Source organism: Streptomyces sp. TS71-3, from assembly GCF_018327685.1.
Lineage (GTDB): Bacteria > Actinomycetota > Actinomycetes > Streptomycetales > Streptomycetaceae > Streptomyces.
Map to the genome: position 1 here is coordinate 4,939,448 of NZ_BNEL01000001.1, position 17,206 is coordinate 4,956,653.

General features: G+C 73.0%; 12 protein-coding genes, 1 rRNA gene and 2 pseudogenes. 13 read left to right on the forward strand and 2 right to left on the reverse strand.

All coding sequences use genetic code 11. The annotated features are described in order from the left end of the window. Positions 1-78 precede the first annotated feature (78 nt). From rrf to Sm713_RS20050, 3 genes and pseudogenes are all read left to right on the forward strand, one after another. Positions 79-195: ribosomal RNA gene (gene rrf / locus Sm713_RS20040) — 5S ribosomal RNA — on the forward strand. A 124-nt stretch (positions 196-319) separates the two neighbouring features. Then, positions 320-1,576 (forward strand): annotated as a pseudogene (locus Sm713_RS41710) (hypothetical protein); the annotation flags it as partial. Positions 1,577-1,681: 105 nt separating this feature from the next. Next, entirely contained in the window at positions 1,682-2,605 is a 924-nt protein-coding gene (locus Sm713_RS20050) for a tetratricopeptide repeat protein (RefSeq protein WP_249416639.1), read from the forward strand. Positions 2,606-2,696: 91 nt separating this feature from the next. Here the strand turns inward: Sm713_RS20050 and Sm713_RS20055 are convergent, their stop codons facing one another. Further along, positions 2,697-4,190 (reverse strand): DUF1015 family protein, encoded by a 1,494-nt coding sequence (locus Sm713_RS20055; protein ID WP_212910952.1) that lies wholly within the window; start codon positions 4,188-4,190, stop codon positions 2,697-2,699. Between the two features lie 137 nt (positions 4,191-4,327). Here Sm713_RS20055 and Sm713_RS20060 point away from each other — a divergent pair, with 137 nt between their 5' ends. From Sm713_RS20060 to Sm713_RS20075, 4 genes and pseudogenes are all read left to right on the forward strand, one after another. Next, positions 4,328-5,368 carry an HAD hydrolase-like protein gene (locus tag Sm713_RS20060; RefSeq protein ID WP_212910953.1) on the forward strand — a complete coding sequence of 347 codons (1,041 nt, stop codon included), beginning with the start codon at positions 4,328-4,330 and terminating at the stop codon, positions 5,366-5,368. A gap of 341 nt (positions 5,369-5,709) precedes the next feature. Further along, positions 5,710-6,765 carry an iron ABC transporter permease gene (locus tag Sm713_RS20065; RefSeq protein ID WP_212910954.1) on the forward strand — a complete coding sequence of 352 codons (1,056 nt, stop codon included), beginning with the start codon at positions 5,710-5,712 and terminating at the stop codon, positions 6,763-6,765. 73 nt (positions 6,766-6,838) lie between these two features. Further along, on the forward strand, positions 6,839-7,879 hold the full coding sequence (locus Sm713_RS20070) for an iron chelate uptake ABC transporter family permease subunit (protein WP_249416640.1): 1,041 nt from the start codon (positions 6,839-6,841) through the stop codon (positions 7,877-7,879). Between the two features lie 74 nt (positions 7,880-7,953). Continuing rightward, positions 7,954-8,739: pseudogene (locus Sm713_RS20075) on the forward strand (ABC transporter ATP-binding protein); the annotation flags it as partial. A 268-nt stretch (positions 8,740-9,007) separates the two neighbouring features. Here Sm713_RS20075 and Sm713_RS20080 read toward each other — a convergent pair. Beyond that, positions 9,008-9,355 carry a sterol-binding protein gene (locus tag Sm713_RS20080; RefSeq protein WP_212910956.1) on the reverse strand — a complete coding sequence of 116 codons (348 nt, stop codon included), beginning with the start codon at positions 9,353-9,355 and terminating at the stop codon, positions 9,008-9,010. A 217-nt stretch (positions 9,356-9,572) separates the two neighbouring features. Here Sm713_RS20080 and Sm713_RS40525 point away from each other — a divergent pair, with 217 nt between their 5' ends. The 6 genes from Sm713_RS40525 to kdpA all read left to right on the forward strand — a co-directional run bounded on the left by Sm713_RS40525 (position 9,573) and on the right by kdpA (position 17,143). Continuing rightward, positions 9,573-9,902 (forward strand): hypothetical protein, encoded by a 330-nt coding sequence (locus Sm713_RS40525; protein ID WP_374196054.1) that lies wholly within the window; start codon positions 9,573-9,575, stop codon positions 9,900-9,902. A gap of 14 nt (positions 9,903-9,916) precedes the next feature. Next, positions 9,917-10,750: a TlyA family RNA methyltransferase gene (locus Sm713_RS20090; protein ID WP_212910958.1), complete on the forward strand. Its 834-nt coding sequence runs from the start codon at positions 9,917-9,919 to the stop codon at positions 10,748-10,750. Further along, positions 10,747-11,652 carry an NAD kinase gene (locus Sm713_RS20095; protein WP_212910959.1) on the forward strand — a complete coding sequence of 302 codons (906 nt, stop codon included), beginning with the start codon at positions 10,747-10,749 and terminating at the stop codon, positions 11,650-11,652. Before Sm713_RS20090 ends, Sm713_RS20095 begins: the two co-directional genes overlap by 4 nt. A 203-nt stretch (positions 11,653-11,855) precedes the next feature. Then, the gene (gene recN / locus Sm713_RS20100) at positions 11,856-13,583 is read left to right on the forward strand and encodes a DNA repair protein RecN (protein WP_212912140.1); all 1,728 of its coding nucleotides are present in this window, start codon (positions 11,856-11,858) and stop codon (positions 13,581-13,583) included. 435 nt (positions 13,584-14,018) lie between these two features. Beyond that, positions 14,019-15,155, forward strand: coding sequence for a glycosyltransferase family 4 protein (locus tag Sm713_RS20105; RefSeq protein ID WP_212910960.1), 1,137 nt, complete (start codon positions 14,019-14,021; stop codon positions 15,153-15,155). A 296-nt stretch (positions 15,156-15,451) separates the two neighbouring features. Next, entirely contained in the window at positions 15,452-17,143 is a 1,692-nt protein-coding gene (gene kdpA / locus Sm713_RS20110) for a potassium-transporting ATPase subunit KdpA (RefSeq protein WP_212910961.1), read from the forward strand. Positions 17,144-17,206: the final 63 nt, after the last annotated feature.

Below are 17,206 nucleotides of genomic sequence, written 5' to 3' on the forward strand. Positions count from 1 at the left end.
TCACTTATCAATTGAAAAGTGTGCTTGTTCGCTGGCCCTGTTCGATACCCTGTTTATAAACGGGGTGACTGATAGGGTTTCGGTGGCCATAGCGAGAGGGAAACGCCCGGTTACATTCCGAACCCGGAAGCTAAGCCTTTCAGCGCCGATGGTACTGCAGGGGGGACCCTGTGGGAGAGTAGGACGCCGCCGAACAATCTTTGGAGGACCCTTGGTCCCAGCGTTCACGCTGGGACCAAGGGTCCTTTTGTTTTTTCGGGCGCCGTTCATGTGCTCGGCTGCGTAAGAATGACCGTGGTAGTGACGACAGGAGTCAGTGATGTCCGCCAACTCTCCCGACGACCGTCCGGAGCGTGAGCAGCGCCGCCGGGACGGTGGTGACCGCGACGGTTACCGGGCTCGGCCCCGACGCGATGATGAGCGAGGCGGCTTCGGGCAGCGCCCAGACCGCAACCGAGGCGGTGACCGCGACCGCGGCGACCGTGGCGGCCACGGGGACGCTCGCCGCGACGGCGACCACGGCGGCAACCGCGGTCGCGACGACCGCGACCGGGGCTTCCAGGACCGTGGCGGACGTCCGCCCTTCCGCCGTGACGACCGACCCGCGGGACCCCGTCGCGACGACCGGTACAGCGGCGGACAGCAGGGCGACCGGTACGGTTCCGAGCGGCGCCCCGGCGGAGCCGAGGGCCGTGGCTACCGCGGGGACGGAGACCGTCCGGCCCACCGCAGGGACGACCGCCCGGGATTCCGGCGCGACGGCGACCACGCCGGGCGGGGTGGCTTCCGCCGCGATGACCGACGTGACGACCGTGGTGGTTTCCGGCGTGACGATCGTGATGGTCGACGTGACGATCGTGGCGGTTTCCGGCGTGATGACCGTGACGGCCGACGCGATGACCGTGGTGGTTTCCGGCGTGATGACCGTGACGGCCGTCGTGACGATCGCGGTGGGTTCCGGCGCGATGATCGTGGTGGGTTCCGGCGTGACGATCGTGACGGCCGTCGTGACGATCGTGGCGGTTTCCGCCGTGATGACCGTGACGCCCGTGACGGCCGACGCGATGACCGCGGGGGGTTCCGCCGTGACGAGCAGAGCGGCTTCCGTCGTGATGACCGTGTCGGTTTCCGGCGTGATGACCGTGACGGCCGTCGTGACGATCGCGGTGGTTTCCGCCGTGACGATCGTGACGGTCGCCGTGATGATCGGGGCGGGCCCCGCGGTGATGGGTACCGGGGCGGCTTCCGTCGCGATGACCGGCGTTCCGAACGCGCCGGTGACACCGGCCGGCACGAGCAGCGGCGGGACGATCACCGTGACACCCGTGACAGCCGGGACCACGGCCGCGACGACCGGGGCGGCTTCCGACGCGACGACGCCCGTGGTGGACGTACAGGCGAGTACCGCACCCGTGACGACAGGCGCGACGACAGCCGGGGTGGTTTCCGCCGGGACGACAGCCGTGGTGGCCGCCCTGGCGGCTTCCGTGGCCGGGACGGCAGGGACAGCCGGGACAGCCGTGACGGACGCGGTGGAGACTGGCGCGGAGAGCGGCGTGGGGACCACCGTGGTGGCGACAGGTTCCGTGATGACCGCGACCGGGACAGGGGCCGCGACCGCGAGCCCATCCAGCGCCTGCCCATCCCTGAGGACGTCACCGGAGAAGAGGTCGACAGGGAGGTGCGGCAGGAACTCCAGAGCCTGCCGAAGACACTCGCCGACGATGTCGCGAAGAACCTCGTCATGGTCGCGCGGCTGATCGACGACGAGCCCGAACGCGCCTACGGTTATGCCAAGGTCGCACTGCGGCTGGCGTCCCGTGTGGCGGCCGTGCGTGAGGCCGCCGGTTTCGCCGCATACGCGAACCAGCTCTACGGCGAGGCGCTGGCCGAGTTCCGGGCCGCCCGGCGGATGACCGGCAATGTCGACTTGTGGCCCCTCATGGCTGACAGCGAGCGCGGTCTCGGCCGGCCCGAGAAGGCTCTCGACATGGCGGGTGCCCCCGAGGTCGGCAAGCTCGACAAGGCCGGCCAGGTCGAGATGCGGCTGGTGGCCGCCGGTGCCCGCCGCGACCTCGGCCAACTCGACGCCGCCATCGTGACGTTGCAGAGCCCGGAACTGGCCTCGAACTCGATCCAGCCGTGGACCGCGCGCCTGCGCTACGCCTACGCCGACGCGCTGCTCGCGGCGGGCCGGGACGAGGAGGCACGGGACTGGTTCGCCAAAGCCGTCGAGTCCGACCGGGACGGCACCACCGACGCCTCCGACCGGCTCGCCGAGCTGGACGGCATCGAGTTCACGGACGCCCTCGACGAGACCTTCGACGAGGAGACAGAACAGGAAGCCGAAGCCGAGGCCGCTCAGCCTCAGGCCGCCCAGCCCCAGGCTGACCGTCCCCAGGCCGACGATCCTCGGGACGAGCAGTCTCCCGCCGGGGACGACCTGGACGAGGAGCCAGAGGCCGAGGACCCGTCCGGGCAGCCCGAGGCCGCAGCAGCGGAAGCCTCCCCACGGGAGGACTCCGACGACGACTGGGACACGGACGACGACCGGACGACCGCACCCGACCACCGGGACGCGGATGGGCGCGGCCGGGACGCGTAGGTTCCCAGCCCGCCCAGTCCCAAGCCCCCCAACTCCCCACGCTTCCAACCCGCCGTGCGGCCACGGCGCGAGGCTCAGACGTTGACGGTGCTCACTCCGTGAGCACCCGAAGCACCAGCCCCGTGGCCGGTTTCGGGCCGAAGGACGTCGACTTGCGCGGCATCATCACACCTTGCCGCGCAAGGTCGCGCACCACGTCCTCGCGGACCGGATGCATCAGGATGCCCGTGCCACCGTCGCGCTCCGCCTTGGCGACGGTGGCCGCGGTGTCGTGGATGTAGGAGACGTGCTCGGGAGCGTCCGGGACCTGCCAGATGTGGTCGAGCAGGACCGAGTGGAGCACCGTGGCGTCGAGGGTCTGCCAGGCCACCGGTGCCTCGGGGACGAGCCGGTCCAGCAGCTCGTGCGAGGGCCGGTCGACCAGGTGGAACGCGCCGTCGCCCACCAGCAGGAAGGCGTTGCCGTCCGTGCGGGCCTTGGCGAGCGTGTCCATGGCGTCCTCCAGCGGACCGTCGACCTCGCGCACCCGGAAGCGGCCGTCGAGGGCGGCGAGCGCGTCGGAGACGGGCAGGCGGTGCAGCAGGCGGTGGATCGCACGTACCCGCATCGGGTAACGCACCGTGTCCACGAGGAGGACCAGTCCGTAGTTCCAGGGCCCGGGTACGGTGTGCTCCGCGCGTAGAGTCAGGTACGTGGCCCAGCGGTGGTGACCGTCCGCGATCAGGGCCTGGTGGCGGGAGAGGTCCGCGCGGACCGCGGCGATCTGCTCCGGGTCGCTGACGGACCACAGGCGGTGGCGGACACCGTCCTCCGTGGTGGTGGCGAGCAGCGGCGGGCGCCGCACGGTGTCGTCGATGACGGCGGCGGTGTCCCTGCGCCCGAGCCCGCCGGACGCACGCTCTCCAGAAGCACCCCTCGACCCGATGCCGCTCCCCGACACGGGGCCACTTCCCGATACGGGGCCACTCGCCGGCACGGGGCCAGTCCCCCTAACCGGGCGCGCCGGCGTCCGGCGTGCGTCCTGGAGCCCGTCAGGACCGTCCACGATGTCCCGGAGGCCGCCGCCCCCGTCGCCGCGGTACGTCAGCAGCAGGGGCTCCAGGTTGGCGGCCGTCGCCCGCATCAGCTCGGCCCTGTCCGCGACGAGCTGCGGCATGACGTCCTCGTGGGGCAGCACCACGCCTTCGGCGGGCGAGGAGAGCCGCACCGCGCCGATGACACCCCGCTGCACCAGCTCACCCGACTGATCCCCCGTGTGCTGTTCGTAGACGTAGAGGGCCGGCTCGGGATCGGTGGTGAGGATGCCCGCGGCGCGCCAGTCGCGGAGGGTGTCCGCGGCGCGCCTGCCCCGTTCGGCGGGCGTCGGGGCCTGCGGGAGGATCAGCCTGACGATGTTGTACGGGTCGGCGGACTCCAGGTGGTGCAGACCGTCGGGGCGTACCACCACGTCGTACGGCGGCGACGTGACGTCGGCGAGGCCCCGGACCCGGTCGGGGTGGTAGCGCACGCCGCGGAACGGGATCAGGTCGAGCCCGTCGCCCGCCTGGTCCTGGGCTGGATTTTCAGCGGGACCTGCAGAGTTCATTCGTGCATCGTAAGTGGGCCGTGCGCTGTCACAGGCATACGGAATGATCGGAAGAGCAGGGTGCCCGAACGGGCATGGCGAGGGTGCCCGTCGGCGTGTCGCGCGGCCGGGCACGGGCGAGGGAGAGGCGAGACGTGATGAGCCAGACGGTCAGGACGCGGCCCGCGGGCAGCGAGCGGGAGCTGAGCCGGGCCTACGACACGGCACTGCTCGACCTGGACGGGGTCGTGTACGCGGGCGGCCGGGCGATCCCCCACGCCGTGCGCTCCCTGACCGCGGCGCGCGACGCGGGCATGCACCTCGCCTACGTGACCAACAACGCCCTGCGGACGCCCGACACCGTGGCCGCGCACCTCACCGAGCTGGGCGTGCCCGCGCAGGGATCCGACGTCATCACCTCGGCACAGGCCGTGGCCCGGTTGATCAGCGATCAGGTGCCACAGGGCGCACGCGTGTTGGTGGTGGGCGGGGAGGGCCTGCGGGTCGCCCTGCGGGAGCGCGGCCTGGTGCCCGTGGAGTCCGCGGACGACGACCCGGCCGCGGTCGTGCAGGGGTACGGCGGCCCGGACCTGGCGTGGGGGCGGTTCGCGGAGGCCTGCTACGCCGTGCAGCGCGGGGTGCCGTGGTTCGCGTCCAACACCGACCGGACGATCCCGAGCGGCCGCGGCATCGCCCCGGGCAACGGCGCGGCCGTGGAGGTCGTCAGGATCGTCACCGGCGGCGAGCCCCAGGTGGCCGGCAAGCCGCTGCCGCCGATGCACCGGGAGACCATCCTGCGCACCGGAGCACAGCGCCCCCTCGTCATCGGCGACCGGCTGGACACCGACATCGAGGGCGCCTTCCACGGCGACGTGGACTCCCTGCTCGTCCTGACCGGTGTCACCGACCCGGCCCAGCTGCTGGCCGCACCGCCCCACCACCGGCCCGTCTACGTGGCCGCGGACCTGCGCGGAGTCCTGACCGGTCATCCCGAGGTCGGCCAGGAGGACGACGGCGGGAAGGCGGTGTTCCGGTGCGGGGGTTGGCGGGCCTCGGCAGGCCGGCAGCACCTCGACCTCCAGGGCGAGGGCACCCCGCTGGACGGCCTGCGCGCCCTCTGCGCGGCCGCCTGGACGGCCGCGGGGGAGGACGGCTGCCGTCTGGACGGCGGGAAGGCGGTGGCCCGGCTCGGGCTGTGAACGGCGCTGTGAGCAGGGGAGAGGAGCCCAGGGCAGGAAAGGCGGCGGAAGGCAGCGGAGGGCCGTGGAGAAGCGGCCAGGGCCGCGGTAAGGACCCGAGAGCGCGCGGAGAGGGGGGTGGAGCAGCGGGGTAGGGACGGGAAGGAAGGACAGAGTGGCAGCCATAAGCAGGGCAGCCACAAGCCGGGCAGGAACAAGCCGGGCAGGAACAAGCAGGGCAGGAACAAGCAGGGCAGGAACAAGCAGGGCAGAGACGAGCAGGGCAGGGACGAGCAGGCGGGGACGAGGCGGCGAAGGACGCGGAGTCGAACACGAAAGTCGGTTAGGCTAACCTAACCTTCGTGTTGGTCGAGAGTCCCCCAGAGGAGCGCCCAGAGGAGCAGCCGGAAGTCGCCCCCGCGCGCCGCGGGAGGCGAGCCGTGCGCGGCATCGGCCTCCTCGTCTCCGTCGCCGTGCTGGCGCTGGTGGCCGGCGCCAGTCTGGCGATCGGGGCGAATCCGCTGTCCCTGACGCAGGTCTGGCACGGGCTGTTCCAGAACTCCGGCAGCTACACGGACGTGGTGGTCGGCGAGCGGTTGTGGCGCACCGTCCTCGGACTGCTCGCCGGGGCGGCGCTCGGCCTGTCCGGCGCGGTCCTCCAGGCGCTGACCCGCAATCCGCTGGCCGACCCCGGACTGCTCGGTATCAACACCGGCGCCGCCGCGGCCGTCGTCACCGGCCTCACGTTCTTCGGGATCGGCTCCCTCAACGGATACGTGTGGTTCGCGTTCGTGGGGGCCGCCGGGGTCGGCGTGCTCGTCTACGCGCTCGGCGGCAGCCGGAGCGCCACCCCGGTACGGCTCGCGCTGGCGGGCACCGCCGTCAACGCCGCGCTCTACGGCTATCTGCAAGCCGTGATGATCATGGATGACGCGGCGCTCGGCAAGATGCGGTTCTGGACCGTCGGCTCGCTGGCCTCCGCGAACTCCGCCACCATCACCCAGGTCCTGCCGTTCCTCGTGGTCGGCACCGTCCTCGCGCTCGGCCTGGCCCGGCCGTTGAACGCCGTGGCCATGGGTGACGACACGGCCCGCGCGCTCGGCGCCCACCTCACCCGCACCCGCGCGCTGTCCATGCTGGCGGCGACGCTGCTGTGCGGGGCGGCCACCGCCGCCTGCGGGCCGATCGCCTTCGTGGGGCTGATGGTGCCGCACGCCGTGCGCTCCTTCACGGGGCCGGACCTGCGCTGGATCCTGCCGTACGCGACCGTCCTGGCACCCGTGCTGCTGCTGGGCTCCGACGTCATTGGGCGGCTGGTGGCACGGCCCGCGGAACTCCAGGTCGGCATCGTCACGGCGGTCGTCGGCGGGCCCGTCTTCGTCTACCTCGTTCGACGGCGGAGGATGGCGCAACTGTGAGGGGTCGACCGTGAAAGCCACCCGTACCGCACCCGCGCGTTCGGCGCCCGAGCGCTCCACCCGTGCCGGGGCGGTGAGAGCCACCCGGAGCCGGTGGGTGCGCGGCGGCGGGCTGTCCGTGCGCTTCGACGTCCGCGCGCTGGCCGTCGTTCTGCTGCTGGCCGCCGCCGCGCTGGCCGCGAGCGTCGTCCTCATCGGCACCGGCGACTTCCCCATCCCCGTACCGGACGTGCTGCGCGCGCTCGCGGGAGGCGGCAACCCCGCGCAGGAGTTCGTCATCCACGAGCTGCGGCTGCCGCGGGTGCTGGTCGGGCTGCTGGTGGGCGGCGCGCTGGGGCTCTCCGGAGCGCTCTTCCAGGCGGTCTCCCGCAACCCGCTGGGCAGCCCCGACGTGCTGGGCCTCGGGCAGGGCTCCACGGCCGGGGCGCTGGTGGTGATCGTGCTGTTCTCGGGAAGCGCCGTCGACGTCGCGCTCGGGTCCCTCGTCGGCGGCCTGGCGACCGGCGTGCTCATCTACGTGCTGGCCTGGCGGCGCGGCGTGCACGGCTACCGCTTCGTCCTGGTCGGCATCGGCGTCGCCGCGGTGCTCACCGCCGTCAACGGCTATCTGCTGACCAAGGCCGACCTCGTGGACGCGGCGCGGGCCGTCGTCTGGATGACGGGGTCGCTCGGCGGCCGGGGCTGGGAGCAGGTGTGGCCGCTGCTGGCGCTGTGCGCCGTCCTCGTGCCCCTCGCGCTGCTGAACGCCCGGCCGCTGCGGATGCTGGAGATGGGCGACGACGCCGCGGCGGCGCTGGGCGTCCGCGTCGAGCGCACCCGGCTGCTGCTGATGCTGGCCGCCGTCCTGCTCACCGCCTCCGCCACCGCGGCGGCCGGACCGGTCGGCTTCGTCGCCCTCACCGCCCCCCAGCTCGCCCGGCGGCTCACCCGGTCGCCCGGGCCGAACCTGCTGCCTGCCCTCGTCATGGGCGCCGCCCTGCTCGTCGTCGCCGACTGGGGATCCCAGCGGGTCTTCGGCGCCGACCAGTTGCCGGTCGGCGCCGTCACCGGCGTGCTGGGCGGCGTCTACCTGCTGTGGCTGCTGGTCACCGAACGCAGGGCGGGCCGCATATGAGCCGGGGGAGCCCCGGCCGCCCCGCGGCCGCCGCCGTGCCGCCGTCCACCGATCGCCGTCAGGAGCGTGTCCCCGTGAACCGGCTCATCACCGACGATGTGACCCTCGGCTACGACAAGCGCGTCATCGCCGAGAACCTCTCCGTCGAGATACCCGACCACTCCTTCACGGTGATCGTGGGCCCCAACGCCTGCGGCAAGTCCACACTGCTGCGGGCGCTCTCACGGATGCTCAGGCCCTCCCAGGGGCGCGTGCTGCTCGACGGGCAGGTCATCCAGTCGATGCCCGCGAAGAAGGTCGCACGGACCCTCGGGCTGCTGCCGCAGACCTCCGTCGCGCCGGACGGCATCACGGTCGGCGACCTGGTGGCACGCGGCCGCTACCCGCACCAGGGGCTGCTGCGGCAGTGGTCGTCCGAGGACGAGCGCGTCGTGCGCGAGGCCATGGAGTCGACCAGGGTCGACGATCTCGCCGACCGCTACGTGGACGAGCTCTCCGGCGGGCAGCGCCAGCGCGTCTGGATCGCCATGGCGCTCGCCCAGCAGACTCCGCTGCTGCTGCTCGACGAGCCCACCACCTACCTGGACATCCAGCACCAGATCGACGTCCTCGACCTCTGCGCCGACCTGCACGAGGAACAGGGCAGAACGCTGGTGGCGGTGCTGCACGACCTCAACCACGCCGCCCGGTACGCCACCCACCTCATCGCGCTGCGGGAGGGGCGGGTCATCGCGGAGGGCGCGCCGTCCGACATCGTGACCGCGCAACTCGTCCGGGACGTCTTCGGCCTCGCCTGCCAGGTCATCGACGACCCCGAGACGGGCACCCCGCTGGTCGTGCCGGCGGCACGCAGGCCGCGGGACGCCCGGGACGCGGACAAGCCCGGAACGGCTTCCGCGGAGCCGAGCGGAACGGCTTCCGCGGAGCCGAGCCGAACGGCATCCGCGGAGCCGAGCCGAACGGCCTCCGCGGAACCGAGTCCGGTCACCAAGGGGCCGGGCGGGCCGCACCCCGCCGGCTCCGGCACGAGCTCCGGCTCCGACTCCGGCTCCGGCTCCGATCCCGACCCGGCCCCCGCCGGCTCCCGCTCCGCCCGGCCCGGCCCCGCCGGCAGGACGTGACCGAGGCTCAGATCAGGCTGCGCAACCGCAGCAGGTCGCGGACGCCGGCCTCAAGATGGATCCGCCCGGTGGCCCACGCCCTCGGGAAGCTCAGCTCGCCGGCGACCAGCGCCACCAGGTCGTCGCCGGTCATCGCCAGGCGGATCTCCGCACGCTCCCGCGGCGGCCCGGGACGTGCGCCCTGCACCTCGATCCGGCCGTCGGTGAGGGCGCCCGAGAAGGTGGTGTCGAGGTCCGTGATGTGGCAGCTCACCGAGCGCTGCACGGCGGTGGCGCCGCGCACCTCGCCGCCCGCGGACGCCAGACGCTCCGCGAGTGTGTCGAGCGCGGTACGGCACTGCTGAATTGTCGCCATTGTGACCGACCGTACCCCAGTCGCACGCGATAGCGTCGGGACCATGAGCGACTCGACGGCAGGCCAGGAGCTTCCGGAGGAACGGCCCGCGGCCGCGACCCCGGCACCCCAGCAGGCGCCCAGGCCCTTCCCGCCCCCGCGCCCGGCACCGCCATCCGGCACCGTGCCCCGCCCCGGCACCGTGCCGCACCCCGGACCCCCGGCCGCCCCGGGCCCCCTGGCGGGACCGCGCCCCGCGGCGGCCCCCACCACCCCCGGACCCGCCCCGCACGGCACGGCCGACGCACCGGGGCCCCGCGGGGAGCACGAGCCGGCGCCCGAGACCGACCCCGCCGCCCCCGCGCCCCTCGGTGTGGACCGGGCGCCGACCGGGCATCCCGACGTCGATGCCCTCCTGGAGCGACTGGCCGACGCCGACCACCTTGCGATCGATGGACACCTGGAGGTGTACGAGGATGTGCACCGGGGGTTGCGTGACGCGCTGACGGAGCTGGACACGCGCCCGGGCCCGCCGCCCCCGCCCAGAGATGGCGAGATCCGACGATAGGAGCTGAACCGAACGTGGCAGGAGTGGCACGCCGCCGCCTCGACTCCGAGCTGGTCCGCCGCAAGCTCGCCCGCTCGCGCGAGCACGCGGGGCAGCTCATCGCCGCCGGACGCGTGAGTGTCGGCGGCAGTACCGCGCACAAGTCCGCCACCCAGGTGGCCACCAGCGCCGCCATCGAGATCGCCAAGGACGCGGACGACCCCGACTACGTCTCCCGCGGCGGGCACAAGCTCGCGGGCGCCCTGTCGGTGTTCGTGCCGCGCGGGCTGCGGGTCGAGGGCCGGCGCGCGCTGGACGCGGGGGCCTCGACCGGCGGGTTCACCGACGTGCTGCTGCGCGCGGGCGCCGCGCACGTCGTCGCCGTGGACGTGGGGTACGGGCAGCTCGCCTGGTCGCTCCGGAGCGACGAGCGCGTCACCGTCAAGGACCGCACCAACGTGCGCGAGCTGACCCCCGAGGACCTCGGGGACGATGGGGACACCGGCGGACGGCTCGTGGACGTGGTCGTCGGGGACCTGTCGTTCATCCCGCTCGGTCTGGTGCTGCCCGCCCTCGTGCGGTGCGCGGTGCCGGACGCCGACCTGGTGCTGATGGTCAAGCCGCAGTTCGAGGTCGGCAGGGAGCGCCTCGGCAGCGGCGGTGTGGTGCGCAGTGCCCAGCTGCGTGCGGAGGCCGTGTGCGGGGTGGCGCGGCAGGCGGAAGGACTCGGCCTCGGCGTCGAGGGCGTCACGGCGAGCCCGTTGCCCGGCCCTTCCGGAAATGTCGAGTATTTTCTGTGGCTGCGCGCCGGTGCACCCGTCCTGGACCCGGCCGACGTCGACCGTGCAGTGGCGGAGGGGCCCCGTTGACCGAGACCCGAGCTCGTACCGTTTTCCTCCTGGCCCACACCGGGCGGCCCGCCGCGGTGCGCAGCGCCGAACTGGTCGTCCAGGGGCTGCTGCGCTGCGGGCTGACCGTGCGGGTGCTGGAGTCGGAGGCGTTCGACCTGCCCCTGCCGTCCTCCGTCGAGTTGGTCGCCGAGGCAGCCCCCGAGGCGCTGGAGGGCTGCGAGCTGCTGATCGTGCTCGGCGGCGACGGCACGCTGCTGCGCGGCGCCGAGTTCGCGCGGGCCTCCGGGGTGCCGATGCTCGGCGTCAACCTCGGCCGGGTCGGCTTCCTCGCGGAGGCCGAGCGCGACGACCTGGACAAGGTCGTCGACCGCGTGGTGACCAGGAGCTATGACGTCGAGGAGCGGATGACCGTCGACGTCGCGGTGCACAGCAACGGCGACATCGTGCACACCGACTGGGCGCTCAACGAGGCCGCCGTCCAGAAGGTGTCGCCCGAGCGGATGCTGGAGGTCGTGCTGGAGGTGGACGGCCGGCCCGTCACCGGATTCGGCTGCGACGGCATCGTGTGCGCCACGCCCACCGGGTCCACCGCCTACGCGTTCTCCTCGGGCGGGCCCGTGGTGTGGCCGGAGGTGGAGGCGCTCCTCATGGTGCCGATCAGCGCGCACGCGCTGTTCGCGAAGCCGCTGGTGACCTCGCCGACATCGGTGCTCGCGGTCGAAGTGCAGCCGCACACGCCGCACGGCGTGCTCTGGTGCGACGGCCGCCGCACGATCGGGCTGCCGGCCGGCGCCCGGGTCGAGGTCCGGCGCGGCGCGGTCCCGGTCCGGCTGGCCCGGCTGCACCAGGCGTCGTTCACCGACCGCCTCGTCGCCAAGTTCGCGCTGCCGGTGTCGGGGTGGCGCGGCAAGCCGGCCTGACCTGCTGCGGGCCGGAGCGGCCCGGGCCCCGGCGGGCGCGGCGGACCCCGCGAACGAGGCTGGTCGTACCGGAGATGTGCCCACCCCCGCGGGTGACAGCCGTCCCCGCGGCCCCCTCGCCACCTGCGTCTTCACGGATCGGTCGCGGGGCCCGTCGCACAGCCGGGCCCCGACCTCGTAAGGTCGTGTGCGTGTTGGAGGAGATGCGCATACGGTCGCTCGGAGTCATCGAGGACGCCGTGGTCGAGCTGTCGCCCGGGTTCACCGCCGTCACCGGCGAGACCGGCGCGGGCAAGACCATGGTCGTCACCAGCCTGAGCCTGCTGCTGGGCGGGCGTGCGGATCCGGCGCTGGTACGGATCGGCGCCAAGTCCGCGGTGGTCGAGGGACGCGTCGGCGTGCCCGCCGACGCACCGGCCGCGGCCCGGGCCGGCGAGGCCGGGGCGGAGCTGGACGACGGCGCGCTGCTCATCAGCCGTACCGTCTCCGCAGAGGGGCGCTCCCGGGCCCACCTCGGCGGCCGCAGCGTCCCCGTCGGCGTGCTGTCCGAACTCGCCGACGAGCTCGTGGCGGTACACGGCCAGACCGACCAGCAGGGCCTGCTGAAGCTCTCCCGGCAGCGCCAGGCGCTCGACCGGTACGCGGGCGACGCGGTCAGCGTGCCGCTCGCCAAGTACAGCGCCGCGTACCGCAGGCTGCGGGCGGTGAGCGCGGAGCTGGAGGAGATCACCACGCGCGCGCGGGAACGTGCCCAGGAAGCCGACATGCTCCGCTTCGGCCTGGACGAGGTCGCCGCCGTCGAGCCCCGGGCCGGCGAGGACACCGAGCTGGCCGCCGAGGCCGAACGGCTCGGCCACGCCGAGGCCCTGGCCTCCGCCGCGGGCGCCGCGCACGCCGCCCTGGCCGGCAACCCCGAGGACCCCGAGGGCGTGGACGCCACGACCCTGGTCGGCGGCGCGCACCGGGCGCTGGAGGCCGTACGCGCGCACGATCCCGCGCTGTCCCAGCTCTCCGACCGGCTCGGCGAGATCGTCATCCTGCTCGGCGACGTCTCCGGCGAACTGGCCGGCTACGCCGACGACCTGGACGCCGACCCGCTGCGGCTCGCGGCCGTCGAGGAGCGGCGGGCCGCGCTCACCCAGCTCGTCCGGAAGTACGGCAGCGACGGCGAGGGCGTCGGCGCGGTGCTCGACTGGGCCGCCAAGGGGGCCGCCCGGCTGACCGAGCTCGACTCCGACGACGACCGCATCGGCGAGCTGACGGCGGAACGCGACGCGCTCCGCGCCGAGCTGGGCGAGTTCGCCCAGGCGCTGACGGACGCCCGCGTCGAGGCCGCTGCCCGGTTCGGCACGGCCGTGACCGAGGAGCTGTCCTCGCTGGCCATGCCCCACGCCCGGGTGACCATCGACCTGAGGCAGACCGACGACCCCGACGGCGTCGAGGTGGGCGGCCGGGCGGTCGCCTACGGTCCGCACGGCGTCGACGAGGTCGAGCTGCTGCTCGCACCGCACCCCGGCGCGCCGCCGCGGCCGATCGCCAAGGGCGCCTCGGGCGGCGAGCTGTCCCGGGTGATGCTCGCGGTGGAGGTGGTCTTCGCGGGGACGGACCCGGTGCCCACCTACCTCTTCGACGAGGTGGACGCCGGCGTCGGCGGCAAGGCCGCGGTCGAGATCGGCCGCCGGCTCGCCAAACTCGCCAAGTCCGCCCAGGTCGTGGTCGTCACCCACCTTCCGCAGGTGGCCGCCTTCGCCGACCGCCAGCTCCTGGTGGAGAAGACGAACGACGGCTCGGTGACCAGGTCCGGCGTCAAGGTGCTGGAGGGCGAGGACCGCGTCCGCGAGCTGTCGCGGATGCTGGCGGGCCAGGAGAACTCGGAGACGGCCCGCGCCCACGCGGAGGAACTGCTGGCCGCGGCCCGTGCGGACGCCTGACGGCGGGGCCGGGTGCGCCGGGCGGCCCGTGCGGCCCGGAGCCGGCGCCCGGCGGGCGGACGCGGGTGAGCGTACGCGGGACCGCTCCGGTGCATGAGGGGCCGCTCCGGCGCCGGCCCGAAACGCCCTCGCACCGCGGCGGGTTGCGTTTCCCGCTGCTGTAATTCCATATATATTTGTATTGATCGCACGCATTCTCATGTGAGATGCGGTCCTCACCCGGTGAATCTCAGGCGACCACGGGGGCGTCTCACTCGTGTGGGTGAACGCACAGGGTGCGGGGCCGATGTCGGAGGGGGCGGTGGAGAAGCGATGCCGCAACGCCCGGGGGCGATGGCACGGCCGGCGCAGACCTCCCTGCAGCATGCCGTGGTGCGGTTCGCCTTGCTGTAACTTCCTTCGCGCCCGCCCGCAGCCGACCCAGGAGCCTGCCCCGTGAGCAGCCACGCACCGCACGGCACGCCGCCGCTGCGCGCCGTGCTGGTGCTCAGCGGCAGAAGCGCGGGCGTCAGCAGCCATGTGCGCTCCCTGGCCGCGGGGCTGGTCGCACGGGGCGTACGGGTCACCGTCTGCGCCCCCACCGAGACGGAACTCATCCACCGCTACACCGCCGTGGGCGCCCAGCACATCTCCGTCCCGGCCCGCAGCGACCCCGCGAGCGTGGCGGCCCTGCGCACCGCCTGCACGGGCGTGGACGTGGTGCACGCCCACGGCGTCAGCACCGGCCTGCGCGCCGCACTCGCCCTCGGTGGCCGCCGCACCCCGCTCGTGCTCAGCCTGCACGCGGGCGCCCACGCCGAGGGGGCGCGGGAGCGCCTGCTGCGGGTCCTGGAGCGCCGGGCGGCCCGGGCCGCCTCGGTGGTGCTCGGAGCCTCGGCCGACCTGGTCGACCGGGCCCGCGCCAGCGGTGCCCGGGACGCCCGGCTCGCCGCCGTGGCCCTGGCCGGCGCCCGCCGCGGCCAACCGGTCGGAGCCGTCGGCCCCGACCACAAGGCGCGCGCGGAACTGGGCGCCGTCGACCGCCCGTTGCTGGTCACCATCGGCGCGCTGGAGCCGTACCGCGGCTACGGCCCCCTGCTGGACGCGGCGCGCGCCTGGCGCCGGCTCGACCCGGCCCCGCTGCTCGCCGTCGCCGGGGAGGGGACGCTGCGGGCGGCCCTGCAACGCCGCATCGACGACGAGGACCTGCCGGTGACGCTGCTGGGCACGCGCGAGGACGCGCGGGACCTGCTCGCCGCCGCGGACCTCGCCCTGCTGCCGCCCTGCGCCCGGCCCTGTTCCGTGCTGGCCCAGGAGGCCCTGCACGCGCGCGTGCCGCTGGTCGCGCCGGACAGCGGCGACATCGCCGAACTCGTCGGCGACGCGGCCGAGATCGTCCCGCACGGCGACGCGGGCGCCCTCGCCGCCGCGGTGACGCGGCTGCTCGCCGACCCCGCGCGCAGGAAGGTCCTGCGGGACCGCGGCGAGGCCCGGGCGGCGAGCTGGCCCACGGAGGACGAGACGGTGGCGCAGGTCCTCAGCGTCTACGACGAGTTGATCCACCCGCCCGCCCCCTCGGGAGCCTGGGGCTGATCCCGCGCGTGCCGCCGGCGCGAGCAGGCGGATCGCTCCGCCGCCGGCCGGTCCGCGTTCACCGCTTTTCTACCGCGCCCGGTGGCTCCACCTCGTGGTCACCGGTACCGGATGCATGCTCTCGTGCATGGGCGACCTCTACGTAATTCTCGGAATCATCGCGTTCGTGCTCGCGATGCTCGGCCTGATAAAGGGGCTGGAGCGCATATGAGCATCACTGACGGATTGCTGCTCGGTGTGTCGATCGTGGTGTTCCTCTATCTCGGTCTGGCGCTGTTCAAGGCGGAGTGGTTCTGATGGCGTTTGCATGGACGATCGTTGCCTTCGTCGTCGTTCTGGCACTGTGCTGGCGGTTCCTGGGCCAGTACATGGTGTACGTGTACGAAGGGCGGGCCCGCTGGCTCGCATGGATCGAGCGGCCGATCTACCGCTCGCTGCGCGTGTCGCCGGAATCGGAGCAGACGTGGCAGCGGTACGCCGCCTCGACGATAGGTTTCACCGCTTTCGCGCTGCTGATCACCTACGGAATATTCCGGCTGCAGGGATCCCTGCCGTTCAACCCGCAGCATTTCGGTGCGGTGCGCTCGGACACCGCGTGGAACACCTCGGTGTCGTTCGTGACGAACACGAACTGGCAGTCGTATTCAGGCGAGTCGACGATGTCATATCTGTCGCAGATGGGCTCGCTCGCGGTGCAGAACTTCCTGTCCGCAGCGGTCGGTATGGCCGTGGCCGTCGCGATGGTGCGCGGGTTCGCCCGCAAAGGATCGACCACGATCGGCAACTTCTGGGTGGACCTGGTCCGCAGCACGATCTACATCCTGCTGCCCATCTCGTTCGTGGCCGCGATCGTCTTCATGGGGCAGGGCGCGGTCGAGACGCTGTCCGGCGCCGTCTCGATCCACAACGAGATGAACGGGATCAGCCAGGTCTTGGGCCGCGGCCCGATGGCCTCCCAGGAGGTCATCAAGCAGCTCGGCACGAACGGCGGCGGATTCTTCAACGCCAACGGCGCCAACCCGCTGGAGAACCCGAGCGGCCTGACCAACCTGCTCTCGGTGCTGCTGATCCTGTGCATCCCGGTCGCGTTCACCTACGTGTTCGGCAAGATGGTCTTCAACGTCCGCCAGGGCGTCGCGATCCTCGCGGTGATGACCGTGATATTCGCCGGCTGGCTGACCATGTCGACGGTCGCCGAGCACCAGAGCACCCCCGCGATGTCCCAGGTCAGCATCAGCGACACGGGCGCCGGCAACATGGAGGGCAAGGAGACCCGGTTCGGGGTGCCGTCCTCCGCGCTGTACAACGTGACCTCGACGCAGACGTCGACGGGCTCGGTGGACTCGGCGGCGGACTCCTACACGCCCATCGGCGGGTTCGCGATGCCCACCGGCATGATGCTCGGCGAGGTCAGCCCCGGCGGCGTGGGCACCGGCCTCTACGGGATCCTGCTGTTCTCGGTGCTCACCGTGTTCATCGGCGGGTTGATGGTCGGACGGACACCGGAGTTCCTGGGCAAGAAGATCCAGGGCAGAGAGGTGAAGCTCGCCACTCTGGGGGTCCTCGTCATGCCCATCACGGTGCTGGTGCTGACCTCCGTGGCGGCCGCCGTCGGTGCCGGCCGGGCCGGCCCGCTCAACGGCGGACCGCACGGGTTCTCCGAGATCCTCTACGCCTACACCTCGCAGACCAACAACAACGGTTCCGGGTTCGGCGGACTCAGCGCGAACACCCCCTTCTACAACATCACCGGCACCATCGGTCTGCTGCTGGGCAGGTTCGGGATGATCATCCCGGTGCTCGCGCTGGCCGGCGGCCTCGCCGCGAAGAAGCCGGTGGCGGCCGGTCTCGGGACCTTCCGCACCGACAAGCCCATGTTCGCCGTCCTGCTGACCTTCGTGATCCTGATCGTGGGTGCGCTGACGTTCTTCCCGTCGCTCGCGCTGGGTCCGCTGGTCGAGCAGGTCAGCCACGGCCACTTCTTCTGATGGACACGAAGCCGATGAGTGCGAAACGCATACACCTCGCGCCGGCGCGCTCGCTGCGCGTAG